This window comes from Staphylococcus kloosii (assembly GCF_003019255.1).
Classification (GTDB): Bacteria; Bacillota; Bacilli; order Staphylococcales; family Staphylococcaceae; genus Staphylococcus; species Staphylococcus kloosii.
In genome coordinates this window covers 1,923,299-1,943,253 of the sequence record NZ_CP027846.1, presented here as the reverse complement: position 1 = coordinate 1,943,253, position 19,955 = coordinate 1,923,299, and the positions used below count along the sequence as shown (strand labels likewise).

Genomic DNA, 19,955 nt, shown 5'->3' with positions numbered 1-19,955 from the left:
AAGGAGGGGAATCGATATGGCGTTTGAAGGATTGTCCGAACGTTTACAAGGGACGATGCAAAAAATCCGAGGCAAAGGTAAAGTAACTGAAGCTGACATCAAAACGATGATGCGTGAAGTAAGATTAGCCTTATTAGAAGCCGACGTTAACTTTAAAGTTGTAAAAGACTTTGTCAAAACAGTGTCAGATCGAGCATTAGGTTCAGATGTTATGAAATCATTAACACCTGGACAACAAGTCATTAAAATTGTACAAGATGAATTAACTCAACTTATGGGTGGAGAGAATAGTACGATTACAATGGCGAATAAACCACCAACAGTTGTGATGATGGTTGGTTTACAAGGTGCCGGTAAAACAACAACTGCGGGTAAATTAGCATTATTAATGCGTAAAAAATATAACAAAAAACCAATGTTAGTTGCTGCCGATATTTATCGTCCAGCAGCAATCGATCAACTTCAAACTGTAGGTAAACAAATTGATGTGCCAGTATATAGTGAAGGTGACCAAGTAAAACCACAACAAATCGTTGACAATGCGATAAAACATGCAAAAGAAGAACATTTAGACTTTGTCATTATTGATACGGCAGGTAGATTGCATGTTGACGAAGCACTTATGAATGAGTTGCGAGACGTTAAAGAGATTACAAAACCTAACGAAATTATGCTTGTTGTCGATGCGATGACAGGTCAAGATGCCGTTAATGTTGCACAATCATTTGATGAGCAACTTGAATTGTCAGGTGTTACTTTAACTAAATTAGATGGTGATACACGCGGTGGTGCTGCTTTATCTATCCGTTCTGTGACACAAAAACCAATTAAATACGTTGGTATGAGTGAGAAGTTAGACGGACTAGAACCATTCCATCCGGAACGTATGGCTTCAAGAATTCTAGGCATGGGTGACGTCTTAAGTTTAATTGAAAAAGCACAACAAGACGTAGACCAAGATAAAGCTAAAGACTTAGAACAAAAAATGCGTTCATCTTCATTTACTTTAGATGACTTTTTAGAACAATTAGATCAAGTTAAAAACCTAGGGCCTTTAGACGATATTATGAAAATGATACCGGGTATGAATAAAATGAAAGGCCTAGATAACTTAAATATGAGCGAAAAACAAATCGATCATATTAAAGCGATTATTCAATCGATGACGCCAAGCGAAAGAAATGATCCAAACACGCTAAACGTTTCACGCAAAAAACGTATTGCAACCGGATCAGGTCGTAGTTTGCAAGAAGTTAACCGTTTGATGAAACAATTCAACGAAATGAAAAAAATGATGAAACAATTTTCTGGTGGCGGCAAAGGTAAAAAAGGCAAACGCCAACAAATGGAAAATATGTTAAAAGGCATGAACTTACCATTTTAATTTAGTGGATTTCAGATTAAATATAAATAATGTTAAAAGGCAATTTCTATTGAATTTAAAAATAGAAATTGCCTTTTTATAAGAGATTTTAAGTTTAAACGGTTTGGGAAAATATAAAATGAGTTTTACTGTGACCATAATATTGTAGAGTATCAATAAATTGTTCGACTGTTTGCATGTCCTTGAAATGTGCTTTGAAAATAAAGCAACTATCACCTGAAATTCTATAGCAAAATTCTACATTAGGTTGCTTATTAATAAATTTTTTAAAGTCACTATATAGATTGTTTTTTATTATGACTTCAATAATAATATTAATCTCATAACCAATAGCTGCATAATTAATATCAATTGTATAGTTATTAATTATTCCTGAATCTTTCATTTTATTAATTCTTTCGCGAACTGATGGCGTAGACAAATTTACCAGTTTACTTATATGATTAAGTGAAACTTTACTATCTTTTTCTAAAATCTCTATTATTTTTTCATCTGTTAGGTCCATGACTATTTTCTCCTTATAAAAATAAATAAGTTAGTTAAATTATCTTAAATATAACATTCAAATACCTATATTAATATATTAATATTAACTAAAAAGGGGTATTTAGATGACTATAATCAATTATTCAAAAAATGGAGAAACGCCATTTCAAAAGTTATTAGGATATAATAATGAAATAATGAGTCAATGGACAAAATTAAGTGAAGTTTTAGAAAAAGATGGTTATTTAAGTCAAGATCTTAAAGAAGAAATGAGAAGAATGTTAGCACAAGAGAATGGCTGTAAATACTGTAAAGCAAAAGGCAAACCGAGAAGACATTTGATAGACGATAAGGCGATGATTTGTATTGGTTTCATAGAAGTATATTTAAAAGTTGGAATTAATATTCCTAATTATATAATAGAAGAACTAAAATCAAATTTAACAGAAGAAGAAATAAGTGAACTACTAGCATTTATAACTTTTACAACATGCCAACAATATTTCGGTGCATTGATGGAGTTAGAGGGTTAATATATTTAAATTACTAGACAAAAAGGAACACTCAAAAGTTTTATGTAAAATATTTTAAAAATAGAATGAGTATAAAAATTTAAAGAAAAATTCTTTGATAGACAAACGTATTATAGAGTAATTTTTATTAAAACTATATTTTTAAAACATAGTAATCGTTAGCTTGGAATTATGAAAAATTCATCATTTTGATAAATGGTAAAGAGAAAACTCTTTACAAAGTAATTGGAAACTGTTATATTATTGCTTGTGGAAAAATAAAACATTAAAGATTTAAAGGAGAGAAATAATTATGGCAGTTAAATTACGTTTAACACGTTTAGGTTCTAAAAGAAACCCATTTTACCGTATTGTAGCAGCTGATGCTCGCGCGCCACGTGATGGTCGTAACATCGAACAAGTTGGTACTTATAACCCTAACAATGTAAATGCACCTGAAGTTAAAATCGACGAAGAGTTAGCTCTTAAATGGTTAAAAAATGGTGCGAAACCAACTGACACAGTACGTAACATTTTATCAAGAGAAGGCATCTTGAAAAAATTCGACGAACAAAAATAAGTTGATTTCAACTAGTACTAAATAGGAGTCTGGGACATTATATTGTCTTCAGACTCTATTTTTATATTGTCAGTAGATGATTGAATTGGAAATGTGATTGAATCAATTTTTTTAAACTCTAGTCATTTATGCATGGGCGAGGATACAAAATCATTTTTTAAAAGATTTTTCTCGCTCCATTTATTTTATATATAGTACATATTCAAAGTTTTAACATAATGGTATAATTTATATGATTATTTTATTAAAATGTACTTGAATATATAGCGTTTTATTTACGGAGGAAAAAATATGAAAGTTGAAGTTGGCACTATAGTAAATACACATGGAATTAAAGGAGAGGTCAAAGTAAAATCAAATTCTGATTTTACTGAAACCCGTTTTCAACCAGGAGAAGTACTGACAATTGAACGTAACGGTGAAGTTATGGAATTAACTATTGCCTCTTATCGAGTTCATAAAGGTTTTCACATGTTGAAATTTGAAGGGATTAATAATATTAATGACATTGAATATTTAAAAAATGAAGTGTTACTTCAAGAACGTGAACATGAAGATATTGAATTAGCCGAAAATGAGTATTATTATTCCGATATTATAGGCTGTACAGTTTTCGATGAACAAGATACACCTATAGGTCGAGTGATAGAAATATTTGAAACTGGCGCAAATGATGTTTGGGTGGTTAAAGGTGATAAAGAATATTTAATACCTTATATTGCTGATGTTGTTAAATCCGTAGATGTTGAAGGTAGAAAAATCGTAATTACTCCAATGGAAGGACTGTTAGATTAATGCGCATAGATTACTTAACATTATTTCCAGAAATGTTTGATGGTGTGTTAAATCATTCGATTTTAAAAAGAGCACAAGATAAAAATGTACTATCTGTTAATACGATTAATTTTAGAGACTTCGCACAAAACAAACATCAACAAGTTGATGATTATCCATTCGGTGGCGGACAGGGTATGGTGTTAAAACCTGAACCTGTCTTTAATGCAATGGAATCGATTGACCATAATGAAAATACACGCGTTATATTAATGTGTCCGCAAGGGAGACCATTTAGTCAGCAAATTGCGGAAGAGTTAAGTGAGTCAGAACATCTCGTCTTTATATGTGGTCATTATGAGGGCTATGATGAACGTATTAGGGAGCATCTCGTTACTGATGAGATATCTATGGGAGATTACGTATTAACTGGCGGTGAACTGCCTGCTATGACCATGACAGATGCAATCGTCAGACTTATACCAGGTGTGTTAGGGAACCAACAATCACATGAGGATGATTCATTCCAAGATGGATTATTAGAATTCCCACAGTATACTAGACCAAGAGAGTTTAAAAACTATAAAGTGCCAGACGTTCTATTATCTGGTAACCATGCCAATATTGAACGTTGGAGACATGAACAAAAGATTATTAGAACATACGACAAGCGTCCTGACTTATTAGAACATTATGAGCTTACTCAAGCAGATAAAAAGGTTATAGAAAATCATAACAAGCAGTCATCTAAGTAATATCAAATATTTAGGGTGAAACGACAATGGTAATAGACTTCAATATAGTACCTTACGACGATAAATATTTTGATGAAATTAATAAATTGAACAGTGAAGAAGGTTGGCGTAATCTTGTTGAACATAAAGCAACGTTTAAAAATGCTTTAAATCAGTCAAATGCTTATGTTGCTGTAGATAATGAAAGTAATGTGCTAGGCTATATTAGAACAATTACAGATCAATTTATTACTTTATTTATATGTGAATTACTTGTTAAAATGTCGTATAGAAGTAACGGGGTGGGGCAAGCTTTAATAAATGAAGCACGTCGACAATATCCCACAACTAGAATTGAACTATTGGCTACGAAAAGTTCGACTACATATTATGAAAAACATAAATTTAGACCATTTTATGGTTTTAGAAAATCATCGGATGAATAGTTTTAATTACTATTTGGGTTTTCAAAACTGATTTACATTGTTTTGTCTAGAAATTTAAAAACTAATTGAAAAACTACGAACAATGTGCTAACATAATTCAAGTGTGCGATACACGAAAAATCACTATGATCCGCTGCTATATATTTGTCTAGGCAAGAACATAGGTTGAAGGAGAGAATAGAAAATGACTAATCACAAATTGATTGAAGCAGTAACTAAATCACAACTACGCACTGATTTACCTTCTTTCCGTGCAGGTGACTCTTTAAGAGTACACGTACGTATTATTGAAGGTACTCGCGAACGTATCCAAGTATTCGAAGGTGTAGTAATTAAACGTCGTGGTGGAGGCATTTCAGAAACTTTCACTGTACGTAAAATTTCTTCAGGTGTTGGTGTGGAAAGAACTTTCCCATTACACACTCCTAAAATCGAAAAAATCGAAGTTAAACGTCGCGGTAAAGTACGTCGTGCTAAATTATACTACTTACGTAATTTACGTGGTAAAGCTGCTAGAATTCCAGAAATTCGCTAATCAGCTTTTCTACAAGCAAAAGAGCCTTAATTTTAAGGCTCTTTTTTTATATCTTTTTATAGGAAATTAATTGTAGCGTTCAATCATCGCATGTAACTGATTTAAATAATTTTCTTTTAATTGTTGGGGATAGATGATTTTTACATTTTCACCTAAAGTTAATAAATAATGAGTCATATAGTTTAATTCATCATCACTATATTTACCTATGATAAATGGCGTATCGTTTTCATATTTTAACTCCATATTAGGATAGTGATTTTTCATAAACGTTTCCACACCAGCATAATTTAATTCACATTTAAAAAATATATTTTGATAAGCTTGCTCGTCCATAAATTTTAATTCTTCCAACTTTTCTCTAGAAAGTGATACTTCTTGTTCATTATTGATTACCATTTGTTGTATGTAATCACATCTAAATATACCCCATTTTTGTTCAGTAATATTGTAAGCTTCGAAGAACCAAATTCCATTTCTATATAATAATTCATAAGCTTGTACTTCTAGCTCTTTATAAGTAAATTGAGTGTAAGTTATAGTTATCGTATTTTGATTAAGTATTGAACTTAAAATATCTGCTAAGATATCTGATTGGTTAATAGGTATGCATTGTAATATTGAATCACATTTAACGTGTTTTGGACGTCACTTTTTAAATTATTAGGAATCGTAGAGTACAATTTATCACGAATTTGCTTATATGATTTTTTGAAGGGTGTACTTGAAAGTAATTTTAATGCATCTAATGCAAAGAAAATTGCTAAAATTTCATTTTTATTAAAATAAATGGGTGTTAACAAATTCTGATTAATAATCTTATAGCCACCGTATCTACCGCTTTCAACATAAAGGCCGACGCCCATACTTTCAAGTTCTGCTATGTCTCTAAGTGCCGTTCTTTTTGAAATATTAAATTCTTCCATTATATCTTTTAAATGAAAAGTATGTTTATTACTTAGATAAATGAGTTCTCGGTTTAAGCGCTCAGCTTTATTCATAAATTTTCCTTTCAATGGTGCCGTAAAATGACACCTTTAAGATTTATGATAATAATATCATATTAAAAGGAGAATATCTTAATGCACACACTAATTATTAACGCACATCCTGATTTTAAAAATAACAATACTTTTTCGGCTAAATTAAAAGATCTATTTATGGAAAAATTCACAACGGCATTTCCTAATGAAGCGCCTGAAGTTTTAAATTTATATGATATGGAACTTCCTAGAATTGAAGAAACACAATTATTAAAAATATGGGGTAAACAAAATGCTAATCAACCTTTAACAGAAGAAGAACAAATAATAGCCGATACTTCGTCAAATTTACTTACTCAATTTAAAAGATGCCAGCGCATTGTAATTGTTTCTCCGCTTCATAACTTTAATATCACTTCAAGAATGAAAGATTATATGGATAATATTATGTTAGCAAGAGAAACATTTAAATATACTGAAGATGGTTCTGTAGGTTTAATGACTGATAATTATAAAGCTTTATTACTACAAGCAAGTGGTACAGTATATACAAACAATGATCGTTATACACCACTTGAATTCTCTTATTACTATTTAAAAGAAATGTTCGAAGAAATAATGGGCTTCGATGCATTTTATATAGCTCGAGCTGAGGGGACTTCAATAATGAGTGAAGATGATGTTATAAACAAAGCCAAAACAAATTTAGACGAAGTCTTTAATGAATTTTACGAAGCATAAAGTTTAAAATAATAAATAAAAGCACTGTTGCTATCTTTATAGCAACAGTGCTTTTAATTAATGTCTTTTCACTGATCTTACAAATAAAACGCTAGCTACTATACCAATAATGCTAATACATATTAAAGGCCATAGCAGTGGTGGTTGATAAGTCAGTTTAATTTGCTGTTCGCCATGTTTGGCATGTATCACAGTCATTATACCATTGCCTTTCGTAACAGGAATAGATTTCCCATCTGCACTTGCCTTCATACCATCTCTGAAAGGAATTGGAAGTACAATATAACCTTTACGGTGCTGATTGTTAGTCAATGTATAGCCATTTCGTTGTTGTGAAACTTTAATTTTAGTAAGTGATTTTGCGCTTGTTCGTAATGTTTTATAATCTTCACCATAAATACCGTGTATTTTATAGTTATATTTACCTTTAGGCAGTTTAATGTTTGAGTTTTCATTCGCTTTTACTCTGATTGTAATTGGTTTTACTACTCGTCGATATTTATATGTGAGTTCTTTGCGTTGTTGAGAATATTCATTTAAAGCTATCTTATGTCGTTTATCAGGCGCTTGTAATACTAAGTCCATTGAAATATACATGTCTTTATATTTGTGAGCTAGATGTGCAGGTAGCTTATATTGAATACCACCATTATTTTTAGTAACTATCAATGTATCATTGCTCGTTTTATGTGCATTGATATAAGATACATGCGCCGAAGATAATAAATTTTTATTCGGCTTAAAGTTAGTGTTTGCTTTGTGATTATTCGTTAGAGTTACACCTTGTAACATTGCTTGCTCTCTATCTAATGGTGACTTTAAGTCACGCGTATTATAGACCTTATTTGTAATATGCGCACTCGGATAATCAATCGTATTTTTACTATGCAAGAATTGCGTGTGCTTGTTCGGCTTAATCTTTTTAGTATATTTAAAGCCGTAAGGTAAGTTTGGATCATTCGTTTTTTTAATACGATCTTGAACATTCCATAAAGCCATTAAATTGGCACGATTGGATAACAAGCGATATGTGCTATTAGTATCTGTCGGCATATTAATTTGCATTGTTTTATCGTAGTAATCCAATATTTTTCCATCGATAATACTTGAATATAATAAAATGCCATTAAAGCGATAGATGAGTGGTGTATTCAGTGAAAAAGTCGTCATAAAATCAATTCGATTGAATGGATCTTGTCGATGTGACTCATTTATTTTATGGATTGATTTAGCAAGTGTAGCATTATGGTATTGTGGACTTTTTAATGCTGAAAATGTTGTCTCATATTTCCTTAAATTATTAAAGCGATGATTGTTGACTAAAATCGCTTGTTGAGCCATAAATAACACAATTACTATAGCAAGTGGCCAGCGCTTATCTAATAAGTTCTTACGAGCAATAATTAGTCCTAGAGATAACATAATTAGTAGACATACGTACATCCAAGTTAATTTTTCATGGTGAATTAAAATATGAGCGATAATGATTGCTATTATGACTGGCGTACATGCTAAAAGATAAGCACGTAAAGTTATCTCTCTAAGATAATGGATAAATAGACCAATTAAAGCGCCAGTAGTTAATGCGAAAACGTATATCCAACGTCTCTCTGGCGTAGCGAAGCCATTAAATAAACTATCAAAATAAGGTGTTAAAGAACCAATTAGCATAATCCAAGTGAATATGGCGAATAAACGATAGTAGTAATGTCGATACAATTGAAACGATAATAATGCTACTAATGCAAAAATTGTAACTGTTATATAAAAGCCATTAGAGAAAAAATGGGTTTGGCGTTCAAAATCAGTAAATGCTGGAATATGGAAATCAGGATTTTGTTTACGGTTGTTTGCAAAGAATGATGAAACACTTGTATAAAATCCCCAACTAGCTGACATTAAACTTAATAAGGCAGCAACTATTAGTGTCACTACTTTTTGTTTTCTAGTTACAATATCTTGTTGATGTTTCCAGATTACTCTATATACAAAATAACCAAATAACACTAGCGCTTCGAAATAGCTAAAGTAAAAATTAGAGAATAGAGTTAATGCGACTGCAAAAATAAATAAGCCTAACTTTTTTTCTTTAAAATAACGTTCCATACCGTATAACGATAAGGGTAAAAATATTAATAAATCACCGTAGAATGACCAAGTGAAATTAAAATAAATCACTATTGTTGAGCCACTGTATAATAATGCTGCAATAAAAGTAGAAGCTTTTTTAAATTGTAAATAATTAAAATAGTAAAAAGCTAACATAAATGTAACTACAGTTTTTGCAATAGCCACGATAAGTTGATTTCCAGGCCAGAACATAATGTTATTAGGATGTAGGTTAAATATTTGGCTACATATCCATATACAAATAAAATTAATATAAGTGAGAGGTGACGTAGTGTAATAATAAGAAAGATCTTTTATATAATCGCCACCTAGACCAAAGGAATGGTCATAAAAGCTATCGAAATGAATAAAATGATGATAAAGATACATTTGGAATGGCATCATCTGTCTGACACCATCACCGAAACCACTGAAAATTATGCCATCTTTAAAATATCTGACAATATATGGGGTGAAAATAAGCATAGTCACAATTATCCCCATCACTAAAATACAGATAAATCGTGTTATCTTATTAGACCAAAGACGGTTTAACATGTACAATTCCTCATTTCAAAGGCTCCTTTTTATTTAAATATTAAGAATGCTTGTTATGATAAACTTTCCAAAAGCAATAACTAAAAATTATAAATATAAATGATAAGATACACATCGTATACCAATAAGGTGGACGATATTTAATAATAATGGTTTTATCATTTTTATGAACTGGCACACCTGTCATCATATAGTTTATTTTTTTAGGCGTGACTGATTTATGATCTACATAGGCATGCATTCCTTTGCGATAAGGTATATTAATACTTGCTATGCCGCTTTTATGTTGGTTGAGGTTTACTTTAATTCCATCATTGATATCTTTATATGTGTTTATATGACTGTCGCGTCTTGCAGCAGATTTTAAATCTTTATAATCTTCTCCATATAAACTTTTGATTGCTAATTTATAGTTACCACGTGGCATTACATTGACATGAATATCGCCATTGTTGTCTGGTTGTGTTTTATATAATTGTGTATCGACGCCTGTTTTATACGTTGAGTTATTAAACAAACGATTGTTAATATAACCATTTACGTTCACCGTATAGTTACTATCAGGTAATCCTCTTTTTACTTTAAGTGTTAAATAAAAATCTTTATAGCGCTTTGTTATTTTCTTAGGGACATGAATTACATATTCACCTGAATTATCTTTAACTTGAATATGATATTTAGGTAATAATTTCATATGCTTTGTCTTGATTTTACTTTGTGAGATTAAATTTTGAGCAGGATGTTGCCATGTTTTACCTGCATTATTCATAACGACACCTTTAATCATGGCATGCTCTCTATCTATCGGATTAGTTAATTTTGATGCGTCATAAATATGATTAGTAATATTAACTGCTGGTAAGACATAGTTATTTTCGTAAATAACATATTGACCATCTTGCTTAATTTTTTTGAAATAACGAGGTACATTATCTTGGTAATCTTTAACCATTAAATAACGCACAGACCATAGACTAGCAATGTTTTGACGGCCATTTGTCGACTGATAACGACTGACTGATTCTTCACGCATATTGATTTTTAAGTCGTCATAATAATAGTCTAAAATGTTGTGATTAAAAATGCTTGAGTACAGACTAATACCTTTAAAATGTTGATACATCGGCGTATTATCTTGTTCGTTCACACGCCAATCAATACGTTCATCTTCGCGTTTATGGTTGTTCATGTAAGCCACTAAGTTTCTTTGCATTGGTGAGCTATACATGCTTTCATTTATATAATTTTTATTTGCCCGTTGTTGATGGTCAGGGAAATATATTTGATTATAAATAAATACAATAGATACTAATAAACTTAAGATAAATAGTGTAATGATAAAAATTACTGTTAGTTTTGTTCTAAAATAACTTTCTTTTACAAAAAGTATTAATAAGCCAACTAAACTTACTACAGGGACAAAATAAACCCAAGCAACAGTATTATGATATGACCAAGCACTATAAAAAATAACGGCCACGGCGGGTAGTGAAGTAATGCAATAACCTTTAATCGACATGGTTTTGAAGTATTTAACATACAAGCCTACTAGTATAGCTGCATTGAAAGCTAACAAGAAATGCCAACGCTTTTGTGGTGCAGACATCCCATTAAAAAGTTGATCTACAAATGGAAGGAAACTAGCAATAATCGTAATAATTGTCAAAATAGCAAACAATCTAAAATAAAAATGTTTATATAATTTGAAAGATAACAGTGCTTGTATTGTTATATAGAGAATGACAATTAAATAATTATCGTAAAAAATATTGGTGTTACTATCCAACTTCTCAAATAAATCAACGTTCCCGTTAAATGGAATTCGTCTATTACCTAAGTAACTCTGAATGCCGTGGAAAAAGAAAAACATACTGCTACCTAAACCTAAAAGCGCAACAATACATAGTGTTATATAATCGCGATAGCGCAATTTAATATCTTGCTGATGTTTGAAAATAAGTCGTATTGCTAAATAAATAATACCCACTAGTAATTGGTAATATGCAAAATAAAAATTATTTATTAGCGATAGCACTATAACTATTAGTAGCAAACCAATTTTTCTCTGTTGAATATATCTTTCAATCGAGAGTAATAGTAGTGGTAATAAAATAAAAATATCACTAAAGAATGGCCAATATACAGTGAATCTAAAATATAATGGCGAAATAACGAATAAAGAAGCTGCTAATAGCGCAATTTTTCGATTTAGCATGATATATTTGGCAAAAGCAAATGTAGCAATTAATGCTAAAAATGATTTGAATATTGACATAACTAGTGCGTTAGCCGTCCAAAAAGCTACATCATTTGTGTCGACATGAATGACATGTTGTAAAATAAAGACACCAATCACGTTGAAAATAAATAAGATATTAGTGGAGAAGTAGTAACTTAAGTCTGTGAAAAAATCGCCACCTAATCCAAAATCAGATGCATAGAACCATGACCCGTGACTCCAATGATCGTATAAAAACATTTGTATAGGAATCATCTGTTCTAAACCATCATTTGGCCCTGTAAAAAGTATGCCATCATGTATGTATCTATAAATAATATAACTATGGCCAATCATTGCGATGGCAATAAAGACAATCAAATACAGTACTTTTCGTTTCATAATTGTTTCTCCCGACAAAATTTTATATATAAAGATTGCTTTATAGCAAATTTACTAATTAAGTTGATAAAAATTTACGCGCATTCTTTAACGATGTTACTAAACTTAAAATACTTATAGAAATGGTATCATATTATAGCGTTACATATTAAAATAAAATAGATACATCTCACACTTATTAATATAGTGCAAATGAAAATATAAACTAAGAAAAGGTGAAAGTTATGGTTATTCAATGGTATCCAGGTCATATGGCCAAAGCCAAAAGACAAGTGACTGAACAATTGAAAAAGGTCGATGTCGTTTTTGAACTTGTAGACGCACGTATTCCTTATAGTTCAAGAAACCCAATGATTGATGAAGTAATACAACAAAAACCAAGAGTGGTTATTTTAAATAAAAAAGATATGGCAAATTTAGCAGAACTTGAAAAATGGGAAACTTATTTTAAAGAACAAGGATTTTATCCAGTTGCTGTAGATGCCAAGCATGGTAAAAATCTCAAACAAGTTGAACAAGCTGCAATCAAAGCGACCGAAGAAAAATTTGAAAGAGAACGTAATAAAGGTCTAAAACCGCGTGCAATTAGAGCGATGATAGTTGGCATACCCAATGTTGGTAAATCTACGTTGATAAATAAATTAGCCAATAGAGCGATTGCTAAAACTGGTAATACACCGGGTGTAACAAAGCAACAACAATGGATAAAAATAGGTAAATCATTACAATTGTTAGATACTCCAGGAATACTATGGCCAAAATTTGAAGATCAATTAGTAGGTAAAAAATTAAGTATTACGGGTGCCATTAAAGACAGTATTGTCCATTTAGATGAAGTGGCTATCTATGGTTTAGAATTTTTAAAAGAACATGATTATGATAATTTAGTGAAGCATTACAATGTGGATGTGGCACAAGATGATGATAATTTAGCATGGTTTGAAGCGATAGGTCGAAGACGCGGCATGTTACAAAGAGGCAATGAAGTAGATTATGAAGCGGTCATTGAGTTAATTATTAATGAAATCAGAAATGCAAAAATAGGCACGTATACCTTTGATATATTTAGCGAAATTGAGCGTGATTATCTTGGCTAAACTGAGTATCGCAGAAGTCAAAACAGCGTTACGTCAATTATTGACAGAAGCAGAAATCGATCAAAGCGAATTTGCACAAGATGAACGTAAAGGTGTACAAAATGCCATCGTTTCTAGGAAGAAACAATTACAAAAAGAACAAGCATTGATTGAGCAATACGCGGTCATGTCAGAGTTTGAAAATAATATTTTGGCATCAGCACCACAAGCATTGATATGTGGTATTGATGAAGTAGGCAGAGGTCCTTTAGCCGGTCCTGTCGTTACTTGTGCCGTTATTTTAAATAAAGAACACCGCTTTTTAGGGTTAAATGATTCCAAAAAATTATCTGCAAGTAAGCGAAAAGAATTAGAGTATAGACTAAAAAACGAAGTGTTAGATTATGCTTTTGGTGTTGCTTCTGTGGAAGAAATAGATCAGTTAAATATTTACCAAGCAACTAAATTAGCAATGACACGTGCAATAGAAAATTTATCTAACAAACCAACACATTTACTTGTAGATGCAATGGAATTGGATATAGATATACCTCAACAATCACTCATTAAAGGTGATGCACGAAGCGTATCGATTGCCGCTGCTAGTGTACTCGCAAAAGAACATAGAGATAACTATATGCGCCAACTTGACGCCACTTATCCAGGATACGGATTTAGTAATAATGTCGGTTATGGCACGAAAGAACATCTTAAGGGCATAGAACAATTTGGCGTTATAAAAGAACATCGAAAAACATTTGAACCAATTAAATCTATAGTTAATAATTCTTATTAAATAAAATAAATTATAAATAACTAGCGTCAAACAGTTTACAATAGCGCTTACATTTTTTATAATTGAAATGCACTTAACCTAAGAGGAGGATGGAGAATGAATATCCACGAGTATCAAGGCAAAAAAATCTTTCGTTCCATGGGCGTAGCTGTCCCAGAAGGACGCGTAGCATTTACTGCAGATGAAGCAGTAGAGAAAGCTAAAGAATTAAACTCAGATGTATATGTGGTGAAAGCACAAATCCACGCTGGCGGTAGAGGTAAAGCTGGCGGTGTTAAAATTGCTAAATCACTATCTGAAGTAGAAAGTTACGCAAATGAGTTATTAGGTAAACAATTAGTAACTCATCAAACTGGACCAGAAGGTAAAGAAGTAAAACGCCTTTACATTGAAGAAGGCTGCGATATTCAAAAAGAATATTATGTAGGATTTGTAATCGATAGAGCAACAGACCGTATTACGTTAATGGCTTCTGAAGAAGGCGGAACTGAAATTGAAGAGGTAGCTGCTAAGACACCAGAAAAGATCTTTAAAGAAACAATTGATCCTGTAACTGGTTTAGCACCTTATCAAGCAAGAAGAATCGCTTTCAATATTAATATTCCTAAAGAATCAATTAATAAAGCTGCGAAATTTTTAATTTCTTTATATAACGTCTTTGTAGAAAAAGATTGTTCAATCGTTGAAATTAACCCACTAGTAACTACTGGTGACGGTGAAGTTTTAGCATTAGATGCTAAAGTTAATTTCGACGACAATGCAATGTTTAGACATAAAGATATCCAAGAATTACGCGATTTAGAAGAAGAAGATCCAAAAGAAATTGAAGCTTCTAAATATGATTTATCATACATCGCTTTAGATGGCGACATCGGTTGTATGGTAAACGGTGCAGGCTTAGCAATGGCTACAATGGATACAATTAACCATTTCGGCGGAAATCCAGCTAACTTCCTAGACGTAGGGGGCGGCGCTACTAAAGAAAAAGTTACTGAAGCATTTAAAATCATCTTAAGTGATGACAATGTTAAAGGTATCTTTGTAAATATTTTCGGTGGAATCATGAAATGTGATGTTATCGCTGAAGGTATCGTAGCTGCAGTTAAAGAAGTAGACCTTACTTTACCATTAGTTGTACGTTTAGAAGGTACAAATGTTAAAGAAGGTAAAGAGATTCTTAAAGAATCTGGATTAGCTATCGAACCAGCCGCTACTATGGCTGAAGGTGCACAAAAAATTGTAAAGCTTGTTAAAGAAGCGTAAGGAAAGGATGGGAGCACTAAGATGAGTGTATTTATAGATAAAAATACAAAAGTAATTGTACAAGGTATCACAGGGTCTACTGCCCTTTTCCATACTAAACAAATGTTAGAATATGGCACACAAATAGTTGCAGGTGTTACACCAGGTAAAGGTGGACAAGTTGTAGAAGGTGTACCAGTATTCAATACAGTAGATGAAGCTAAAGAAGAAACAGGTGCAAACGTATCAGTAATATATGTACCAGCACCATTCGCGGCAGACGCTATTTTAGAATGTATCGATGCAGAATTAGATATGGCTATCTGTATCACTGAACACATTCCAGTTGTAGATATGGTTAAAGTAAAACGTTATTCAGAAGGCAAAAAGACTCGCGTAGTTGGACCCAACTGCCCAGGTGTTATTACAGCTGACGAATGTAAAATTGGTATTATGCCAGGTTACATTCACAAAAAAGGTCACGTAGGTGTAGTATCACGTTCTGGTACATTAACTTACGAAGCAGTTCACCAATTAACTGAAGAAGGTATTGGTCAAACAACTGCTGTAGGTATCGGTGGGGACCCAGTAAACGGAACTAACTTCATCGATGTATTAAAAGCATTTAATGAAGACGATGAAACTCACGCAGTAGTTATGATTGGTGAAATCGGTGGTACAGCAGAAGAAGAAGCTGCTGAATGGATTAAAGCCAACATGAACAAACCAGTTGTCGGATTCGTTGGTGGTCAAACAGCTCCTCCAGGAAAACGTATGGGACACGCTGGTGCGATTATTTCAGGTGGTAAAGGTACTGCTGAAGAAAAAATCAAAACACTTAACGATTGTGGCGTAAAAACTGCTGATACTCCTTCAGAAATTGGAACTACTCTAATTGAAGCGGCTAAAGAAGCAGGCATTTATGAACAATTATTAACTGTAAAACAATAGTATATTATGTTTAGCACAAATTCTGGCACATCCAGAATTTGTGCGTTTTTATATATGCTTTTAATATTTAAAAAATGGCTAGTAAATATTACTCCTTACATTTTGCTAACAATTAAGATATGAAAATGTAATAAGTTTACTTTATCTTACGTTTTATAATGTCAATAAGAGGAGGTATTTATATGGCCCAGTATACCTATTTAAAATTATTAGCCGCAGGTTTTACGACACTTCAAATATATAAAATCATAGCATTTGCACCACATTTTCTAGAGGCCTCTAAAGAAGAACAATCTGCTATTTTAAGTCATTTTGTTCGACAACATCATAGTAAAGCACTCAGCATAGCAGTCACCCTATTTAATAAGTTATATGTTGAAAAGATAATAGAAAAGTTAACATTGGATAAAGTGAATTTTATTTCTATTAATGACAATTGTTATCCTAGATTATTACGTGAAATTGCAAATCCACCAGTGATTTTATATTATAGAGGGAATGCAAAATTGCTTAATAATGTTTCTTTTCTTAGCGTTATCGGTTCGAGAAATGCGACGGCTTATACAGACCAAGCGTTACATTATTTATATCCAGCATTTTTACAGCAAAAGATTGGTATTGTATCGGGCTTAGCAAAAGGCGCTGATCACAGTGCACTTAAACTAGCATTGCAATATGATTTGCCAGCAGTAGCTGTATTAGCATTTGGTCATTGTCGACATTATCCTGCGATAACACGAACGACTAGAAATCAACTTGAACAACATGGTTTAGTGATAAGTGAGTATCCACCTCAAACACCTATTAAAAAATATAATTTTCCTCTACGTAATCGTTTAATAAGTGGTATTTCTAAAGGGGTATTAATTACAGAATCTGAAATGCATTCTGGCACACACATCACCTTAGAATGTGCATTAGACCAAAATAGAGAAGTTTATGTCATACCAGGTAGATTTTATGATCAACTGAGTGTGGGGAACATGATAGCTGCACAACAAGGCGCTAAAATTGTTATGAAGCCTGAAGATATAATAGATGATTTTAAATTGACTATATAAGATGTTTTAACAAAGTTATTGTAATTTATTTACTACATATAAAAATTCTTATTCATTTCTTACTTATTTTTAGTTTAATTAGTGTAATATAATATGTTGCAAAAATAGAGTTGTAATTTAAAAACATTGACAAAGTCAAATTAGACCGTTTATTATTTATCTTTGTAAATTAGATATGCAAGGGGGAACTACTTTGGCAGAAAATTTAGTCATAGTTGAATCGCCTGCAAAAGCTAAAACTATTGAAAAATATTTAGGTAAAAAATATAAAGTTATCGCCTCAATGGGCCATGTTAGAGACTTACCTAGAAGTCAAATGGGTGTAGATGAGGAAAACGATTATGAGCCGAAATATATAACAATCCGCGGCAAAGGGCCAGTAGTCAAAGACTTAAAAAAACATGCTAAGAAAGCTAAAAATGTTTACTTAGCAAGTGACCCCGACCGTGAAGGTGAAGCGATTGCTTGGCATTTGGCTAACATATTAGACTTAGAAGACACAAGTGAAAATAGAGTTGTATTTAACGAAATAACTAAAGATGCAGTAAAAGATAGCTTTAAACATCCACGTGGAATTGAGATGGAGCTAGTTGATGCGCAACAGGCTAGACGTATTTTAGATAGACTTGTAGGTTATAACATCTCACCAGTATTATGGAAAAAAGTAAAAAAAGGTTTGTCAGCAGGACGTGTTCAATCTGTTGCTTTACGTTTAGTTATCGACCGTGAAAATGAAATTAGAAATTTCAAACCGGAAGAATATTGGAAAATTGAAGGGGAATTTAGATATAAAAAATCTAAGTTCAATGCCAAATTTCTTCATTTAAAAAACAAACCGTTTAAATTAACGAATAAAGATGATGTTGAAAAAATAACGACTCAGTTAGATGGCGATCAATTTGAAGTAACTAAAGTTACAACGAAAGAAAAGACACGCTATCCATCAAATCCATTTACGACATCAACATTACAACAAGAAGCTGCTCGTAAATTAAACTTTAAAGCACGTAAAACGATGATGTTAGCGCAACAACTATATGAAGGTATAGATTTGAAAAAACAAGGCACTGTTGGTTTAATTACTTATATGCGTACAGATTCAACACGTATATCTGACCAAGCAAAAGCCGAATCAAAAAAATATATCGAAGAAACATATGGTAAAGAGTATACTTCTAACCGTAAAGCTAAAGGTCAAGGTGACCAAGATGCCCATGAAGCAGTAAGACCAACAAGTACATTGCGTACGCCTAGCCAAATGAAGGATTATTTAACGCGAGATCAATACCGTCTTTATAAATTAATATGGGAACGCTTCGTGGCTAGTCAAATGGCACCGGCTATATTAGATACCGTAGCCATGGATTTAACGCAAAATGACTTGAAATTCCGTGCTAATGGACAAACAATTAAGTTTAAAGGTTTTATGACACTATATGTTGAAGCTAAAGATGATAGTGACGACGGACAAGATAACAAATTACCTAAAATAAACGAAGGAGAAATGGTGACAGCGACAAATATTGAACCTTCTCAACATTTTACGCAACCACCTCCACGTTATACTGAGGCACGTTTAGTTAAAACATTAGAAGAATTGAAAATTGGTCGTCCGTCAACTTATGCACCGACAATCGATACAATTCAAAAACGTAACTACGTTAAAAATGAAAGCAAACGTTTTGTACCTACAGAGCTTGGGGAAATCGTAAATGAACAAGTTAAAGAATATTTCCCTGAAATTATCGACGTAGATTTTACTGCTAATATGGAAACTTTATTAGATAAAGTTGCCGAAGGTGAAATCGAATGGAAAAAGGTTATTCGAGATTTCTTCAATAGTTTCAAACAAGATGTAGAACGTGCAGAAGAAGAAATGGAAAAAATTGAAATTAAAGATGAACCAGCTGGGGAAGATTGCGAAGTTTGTGGCGCACCTATGGTTATTAAAATGGGACGTTACGGTAAATTCATGGCATGCTCTAATTTCCCAGACTGTCGCAATACAAAGGCAATTGTTAAATCGATAGGCGTTACTTGTCCGAAATGTAAAGAAGGAGAAGTAGTAGAACGTAAATCTAAGAAAAATAGATTGTTCTATGGTTGCTCAAAATATCCTGATTGTGACTTTATCAGTTGGGATAAACCAGTAGGAAGAGATTGTCCTAAATGTAATGAGTACCTCGTAGAACGTAAAAAAGGTAAAACAAGCCAAGTGGTTTGTTCAAACTGTGATTATAAAGAAGCAGAGCAAAAATAAATATATTGTTACAACTTATCGTTTTAATGTTAAAATATTAATATTACTAACGAAGTAATTGATAATGATATAAATTAAAGCAACTAACGGCAAAAATATAGTATAGT

At 32.2% G+C, this 19,955-nt stretch carries 19 protein-coding genes and 1 pseudogene; 14 read left to right on the top strand and 6 right to left on the bottom strand.

Features of this window, described 5'->3' with window-relative positions:
* Positions 1-16: 16 nt before the first annotated feature.
* Positions 17-1,384 carry a signal recognition particle protein gene (gene ffh, locus C7J89_RS09640; protein WP_103294960.1) on the top strand — a complete coding sequence of 456 codons (1,368 nt, stop codon included), beginning with the start codon at positions 17-19 and terminating at the stop codon, positions 1,382-1,384.
* Between the two features lie 94 nt (positions 1,385-1,478).
* On the opposite strand, the gene C7J89_RS09635 is transcribed toward ffh, so the two are convergent.
* Positions 1,479-1,889, bottom strand: a complete 411-nt coding sequence (locus tag C7J89_RS09635; RefSeq protein ID WP_103294959.1) for an Lrp/AsnC family transcriptional regulator — start codon at positions 1,887-1,889, stop codon at positions 1,479-1,481.
* A 106-nt stretch (positions 1,890-1,995) separates the two neighbouring features.
* Between C7J89_RS09635 and C7J89_RS09630 the strand changes: the two genes are divergently transcribed.
* The 6 genes from C7J89_RS09630 (at position 1,996) to rplS (ending at position 5,451) form a co-directional block, all read left to right on the top strand.
* The gene (locus C7J89_RS09630) at positions 1,996-2,403 is read left to right on the top strand and encodes an alkylhydroperoxidase (RefSeq protein WP_103294958.1); all 408 of its coding nucleotides are present in this window, start codon (positions 1,996-1,998) and stop codon (positions 2,401-2,403) included.
* Between the two features lie 292 nt (positions 2,404-2,695).
* Positions 2,696-2,962 (top strand): 30S ribosomal protein S16, encoded by a 267-nt coding sequence (gene rpsP, locus C7J89_RS09625; RefSeq protein ID WP_048794083.1) that lies wholly within the window; start codon positions 2,696-2,698, stop codon positions 2,960-2,962.
* Between the two features lie 291 nt (positions 2,963-3,253).
* Positions 3,254-3,757, top strand: coding sequence for a ribosome maturation factor RimM (rimM, locus tag C7J89_RS09620; protein WP_103294957.1), 504 nt, complete (start codon positions 3,254-3,256; stop codon positions 3,755-3,757).
* Positions 3,757-4,491 (top strand): tRNA (guanosine(37)-N1)-methyltransferase TrmD, encoded by a 735-nt coding sequence (trmD, locus tag C7J89_RS09615; RefSeq protein WP_061854852.1) that lies wholly within the window; start codon positions 3,757-3,759, stop codon positions 4,489-4,491. The genes rimM and trmD overlap by 1 nt, the downstream gene beginning before the upstream one ends.
* Before the next feature lie 26 nt (positions 4,492-4,517).
* Entirely contained in the window at positions 4,518-4,916 is a 399-nt protein-coding gene (locus C7J89_RS09610; protein WP_103294956.1) for a GNAT family N-acetyltransferase, read from the top strand.
* A 184-nt stretch (positions 4,917-5,100) separates the two neighbouring features.
* Positions 5,101-5,451: a 50S ribosomal protein L19 gene (gene rplS, locus C7J89_RS09605; protein WP_048794080.1), complete on the top strand. Its 351-nt coding sequence runs from the start codon at positions 5,101-5,103 to the stop codon at positions 5,449-5,451.
* 66 nt (positions 5,452-5,517) lie between these two features.
* On the opposite strand, the gene C7J89_RS13420 is transcribed toward rplS, so the two are convergent.
* The 3 genes and pseudogenes from C7J89_RS13420 to C7J89_RS13415 form a co-directional block, all read right to left on the bottom strand.
* The gene (locus C7J89_RS13420) at positions 5,518-5,850 is read right to left on the bottom strand and encodes a WYL domain-containing protein (RefSeq protein WP_443094490.1); all 333 of its coding nucleotides are present in this window, start codon (positions 5,848-5,850) and stop codon (positions 5,518-5,520) included.
* A gap of 57 nt (positions 5,851-5,907) precedes the next feature.
* Positions 5,908-5,991 (bottom strand): annotated as a pseudogene (locus C7J89_RS13610) (hypothetical protein); the annotation flags it as partial.
* Positions 5,992-6,032: 41 nt separating this feature from the next.
* A complete protein-coding gene (locus C7J89_RS13415) occupies positions 6,033-6,452 on the bottom strand; it encodes a helix-turn-helix transcriptional regulator (protein WP_233432430.1) in 420 nt (139 codons plus the stop codon).
* An 81-nt stretch (positions 6,453-6,533) separates the two neighbouring features.
* Here C7J89_RS13415 and C7J89_RS09595 point away from each other — a divergent pair, with 81 nt between their 5' ends.
* Positions 6,534-7,175 (top strand): FMN-dependent NADH-azoreductase, encoded by a 642-nt coding sequence (locus tag C7J89_RS09595; protein ID WP_103294955.1) that lies wholly within the window; start codon positions 6,534-6,536, stop codon positions 7,173-7,175.
* 57 nt (positions 7,176-7,232) lie between these two features.
* On the opposite strand, the gene C7J89_RS09590 is transcribed toward C7J89_RS09595, so the two are convergent.
* Positions 7,233-9,842: a YfhO family protein gene (locus tag C7J89_RS09590; protein ID WP_103294954.1), complete on the bottom strand. Its 2,610-nt coding sequence runs from the start codon at positions 9,840-9,842 to the stop codon at positions 7,233-7,235.
* Between the two features lie 40 nt (positions 9,843-9,882).
* Positions 9,883-12,462: a YfhO family protein gene (locus tag C7J89_RS09585; protein ID WP_103294953.1), complete on the bottom strand. Its 2,580-nt coding sequence runs from the start codon at positions 12,460-12,462 to the stop codon at positions 9,883-9,885.
* Positions 12,463-12,686: 224 nt separating this feature from the next.
* Here C7J89_RS09585 and ylqF point away from each other — a divergent pair, with 224 nt between their 5' ends.
* The 6 genes from ylqF (at position 12,687) to topA (ending at position 19,848) form a co-directional block, all read left to right on the top strand.
* The gene (ylqF, locus tag C7J89_RS09580) at positions 12,687-13,559 is read left to right on the top strand and encodes a ribosome biogenesis GTPase YlqF (protein WP_061854847.1); all 873 of its coding nucleotides are present in this window, start codon (positions 12,687-12,689) and stop codon (positions 13,557-13,559) included.
* On the top strand, positions 13,552-14,334 hold the full coding sequence (locus C7J89_RS09575; RefSeq protein WP_103296061.1) for a ribonuclease HII: 783 nt from the start codon (positions 13,552-13,554) through the stop codon (positions 14,332-14,334). The genes ylqF and C7J89_RS09575 overlap by 8 nt, the downstream gene beginning before the upstream one ends.
* A gap of 96 nt (positions 14,335-14,430) precedes the next feature.
* Entirely contained in the window at positions 14,431-15,597 is a 1,167-nt protein-coding gene (sucC, locus tag C7J89_RS09570) for an ADP-forming succinate--CoA ligase subunit beta (protein ID WP_103296062.1), read from the top strand.
* Between the two features lie 21 nt (positions 15,598-15,618).
* Entirely contained in the window at positions 15,619-16,527 is a 909-nt protein-coding gene (gene sucD, locus C7J89_RS09565) for a succinate--CoA ligase subunit alpha (protein WP_103296063.1), read from the top strand.
* Between the two features lie 182 nt (positions 16,528-16,709).
* Positions 16,710-17,588, top strand: a complete 879-nt coding sequence (locus C7J89_RS09560) for a DNA-processing protein DprA (protein WP_158260864.1) — start codon at positions 16,710-16,712, stop codon at positions 17,586-17,588.
* Between the two features lie 175 nt (positions 17,589-17,763).
* On the top strand, positions 17,764-19,848 hold the full coding sequence (gene topA, locus C7J89_RS09555) for a type I DNA topoisomerase (protein WP_172459008.1): 2,085 nt from the start codon (positions 17,764-17,766) through the stop codon (positions 19,846-19,848).
* Positions 19,849-19,955 lie beyond the last annotated feature (107 nt).

Coding starts and splice junctions, on each gene's coding strand:
- ffh (WP_103294960.1), top strand. CDS start 17: ATGGCGTTTGAAGGATTGTCCGAACGTTTACAAGGGACGATGCAAAAA.
- C7J89_RS09635 (WP_103294959.1), bottom strand. CDS start 1,889: ATGGACCTAACAGATGAAAAAATAATAGAGATTTTAGAAAAAGATAGT.
- C7J89_RS09630 (WP_103294958.1), top strand. CDS start 1,996: ATGACTATAATCAATTATTCAAAAAATGGAGAAACGCCATTTCAAAAG.
- rpsP (WP_048794083.1), top strand. CDS start 2,696: ATGGCAGTTAAATTACGTTTAACACGTTTAGGTTCTAAAAGAAACCCA.
- rimM (WP_103294957.1), top strand. CDS start 3,254: ATGAAAGTTGAAGTTGGCACTATAGTAAATACACATGGAATTAAAGGA.
- trmD (WP_061854852.1), top strand. CDS start 3,757: ATGCGCATAGATTACTTAACATTATTTCCAGAAATGTTTGATGGTGTG.
- C7J89_RS09610 (WP_103294956.1), top strand. CDS start 4,518: ATGGTAATAGACTTCAATATAGTACCTTACGACGATAAATATTTTGAT.
- rplS (WP_048794080.1), top strand. CDS start 5,101: ATGACTAATCACAAATTGATTGAAGCAGTAACTAAATCACAACTACGC.
- C7J89_RS13420 (WP_443094490.1), bottom strand. CDS start 5,850: ATGGTAATCAATAATGAACAAGAAGTATCACTTTCTAGAGAAAAGTTG.
- C7J89_RS13415 (WP_233432430.1), bottom strand. CDS start 6,452: ATGAATAAAGCTGAGCGCTTAAACCGAGAACTCATTTATCTAAGTAAT.
- C7J89_RS09595 (WP_103294955.1), top strand. CDS start 6,534: ATGCACACACTAATTATTAACGCACATCCTGATTTTAAAAATAACAAT.
- C7J89_RS09590 (WP_103294954.1), bottom strand. CDS start 9,842: ATGTTAAACCGTCTTTGGTCTAATAAGATAACACGATTTATCTGTATT.
- C7J89_RS09585 (WP_103294953.1), bottom strand. CDS start 12,462: ATGAAACGAAAAGTACTGTATTTGATTGTCTTTATTGCCATCGCAATG.
- ylqF (WP_061854847.1), top strand. CDS start 12,687: ATGGTTATTCAATGGTATCCAGGTCATATGGCCAAAGCCAAAAGACAA.
- sucC (WP_103296062.1), top strand. CDS start 14,431: ATGAATATCCACGAGTATCAAGGCAAAAAAATCTTTCGTTCCATGGGC.
- sucD (WP_103296063.1), top strand. CDS start 15,619: ATGAGTGTATTTATAGATAAAAATACAAAAGTAATTGTACAAGGTATC.
- C7J89_RS09560 (WP_158260864.1), top strand. CDS start 16,710: ATGGCCCAGTATACCTATTTAAAATTATTAGCCGCAGGTTTTACGACA.
- topA (WP_172459008.1), top strand. CDS start 17,764: ATGCAAGGGGGAACTACTTTGGCAGAAAATTTAGTCATAGTTGAATCG.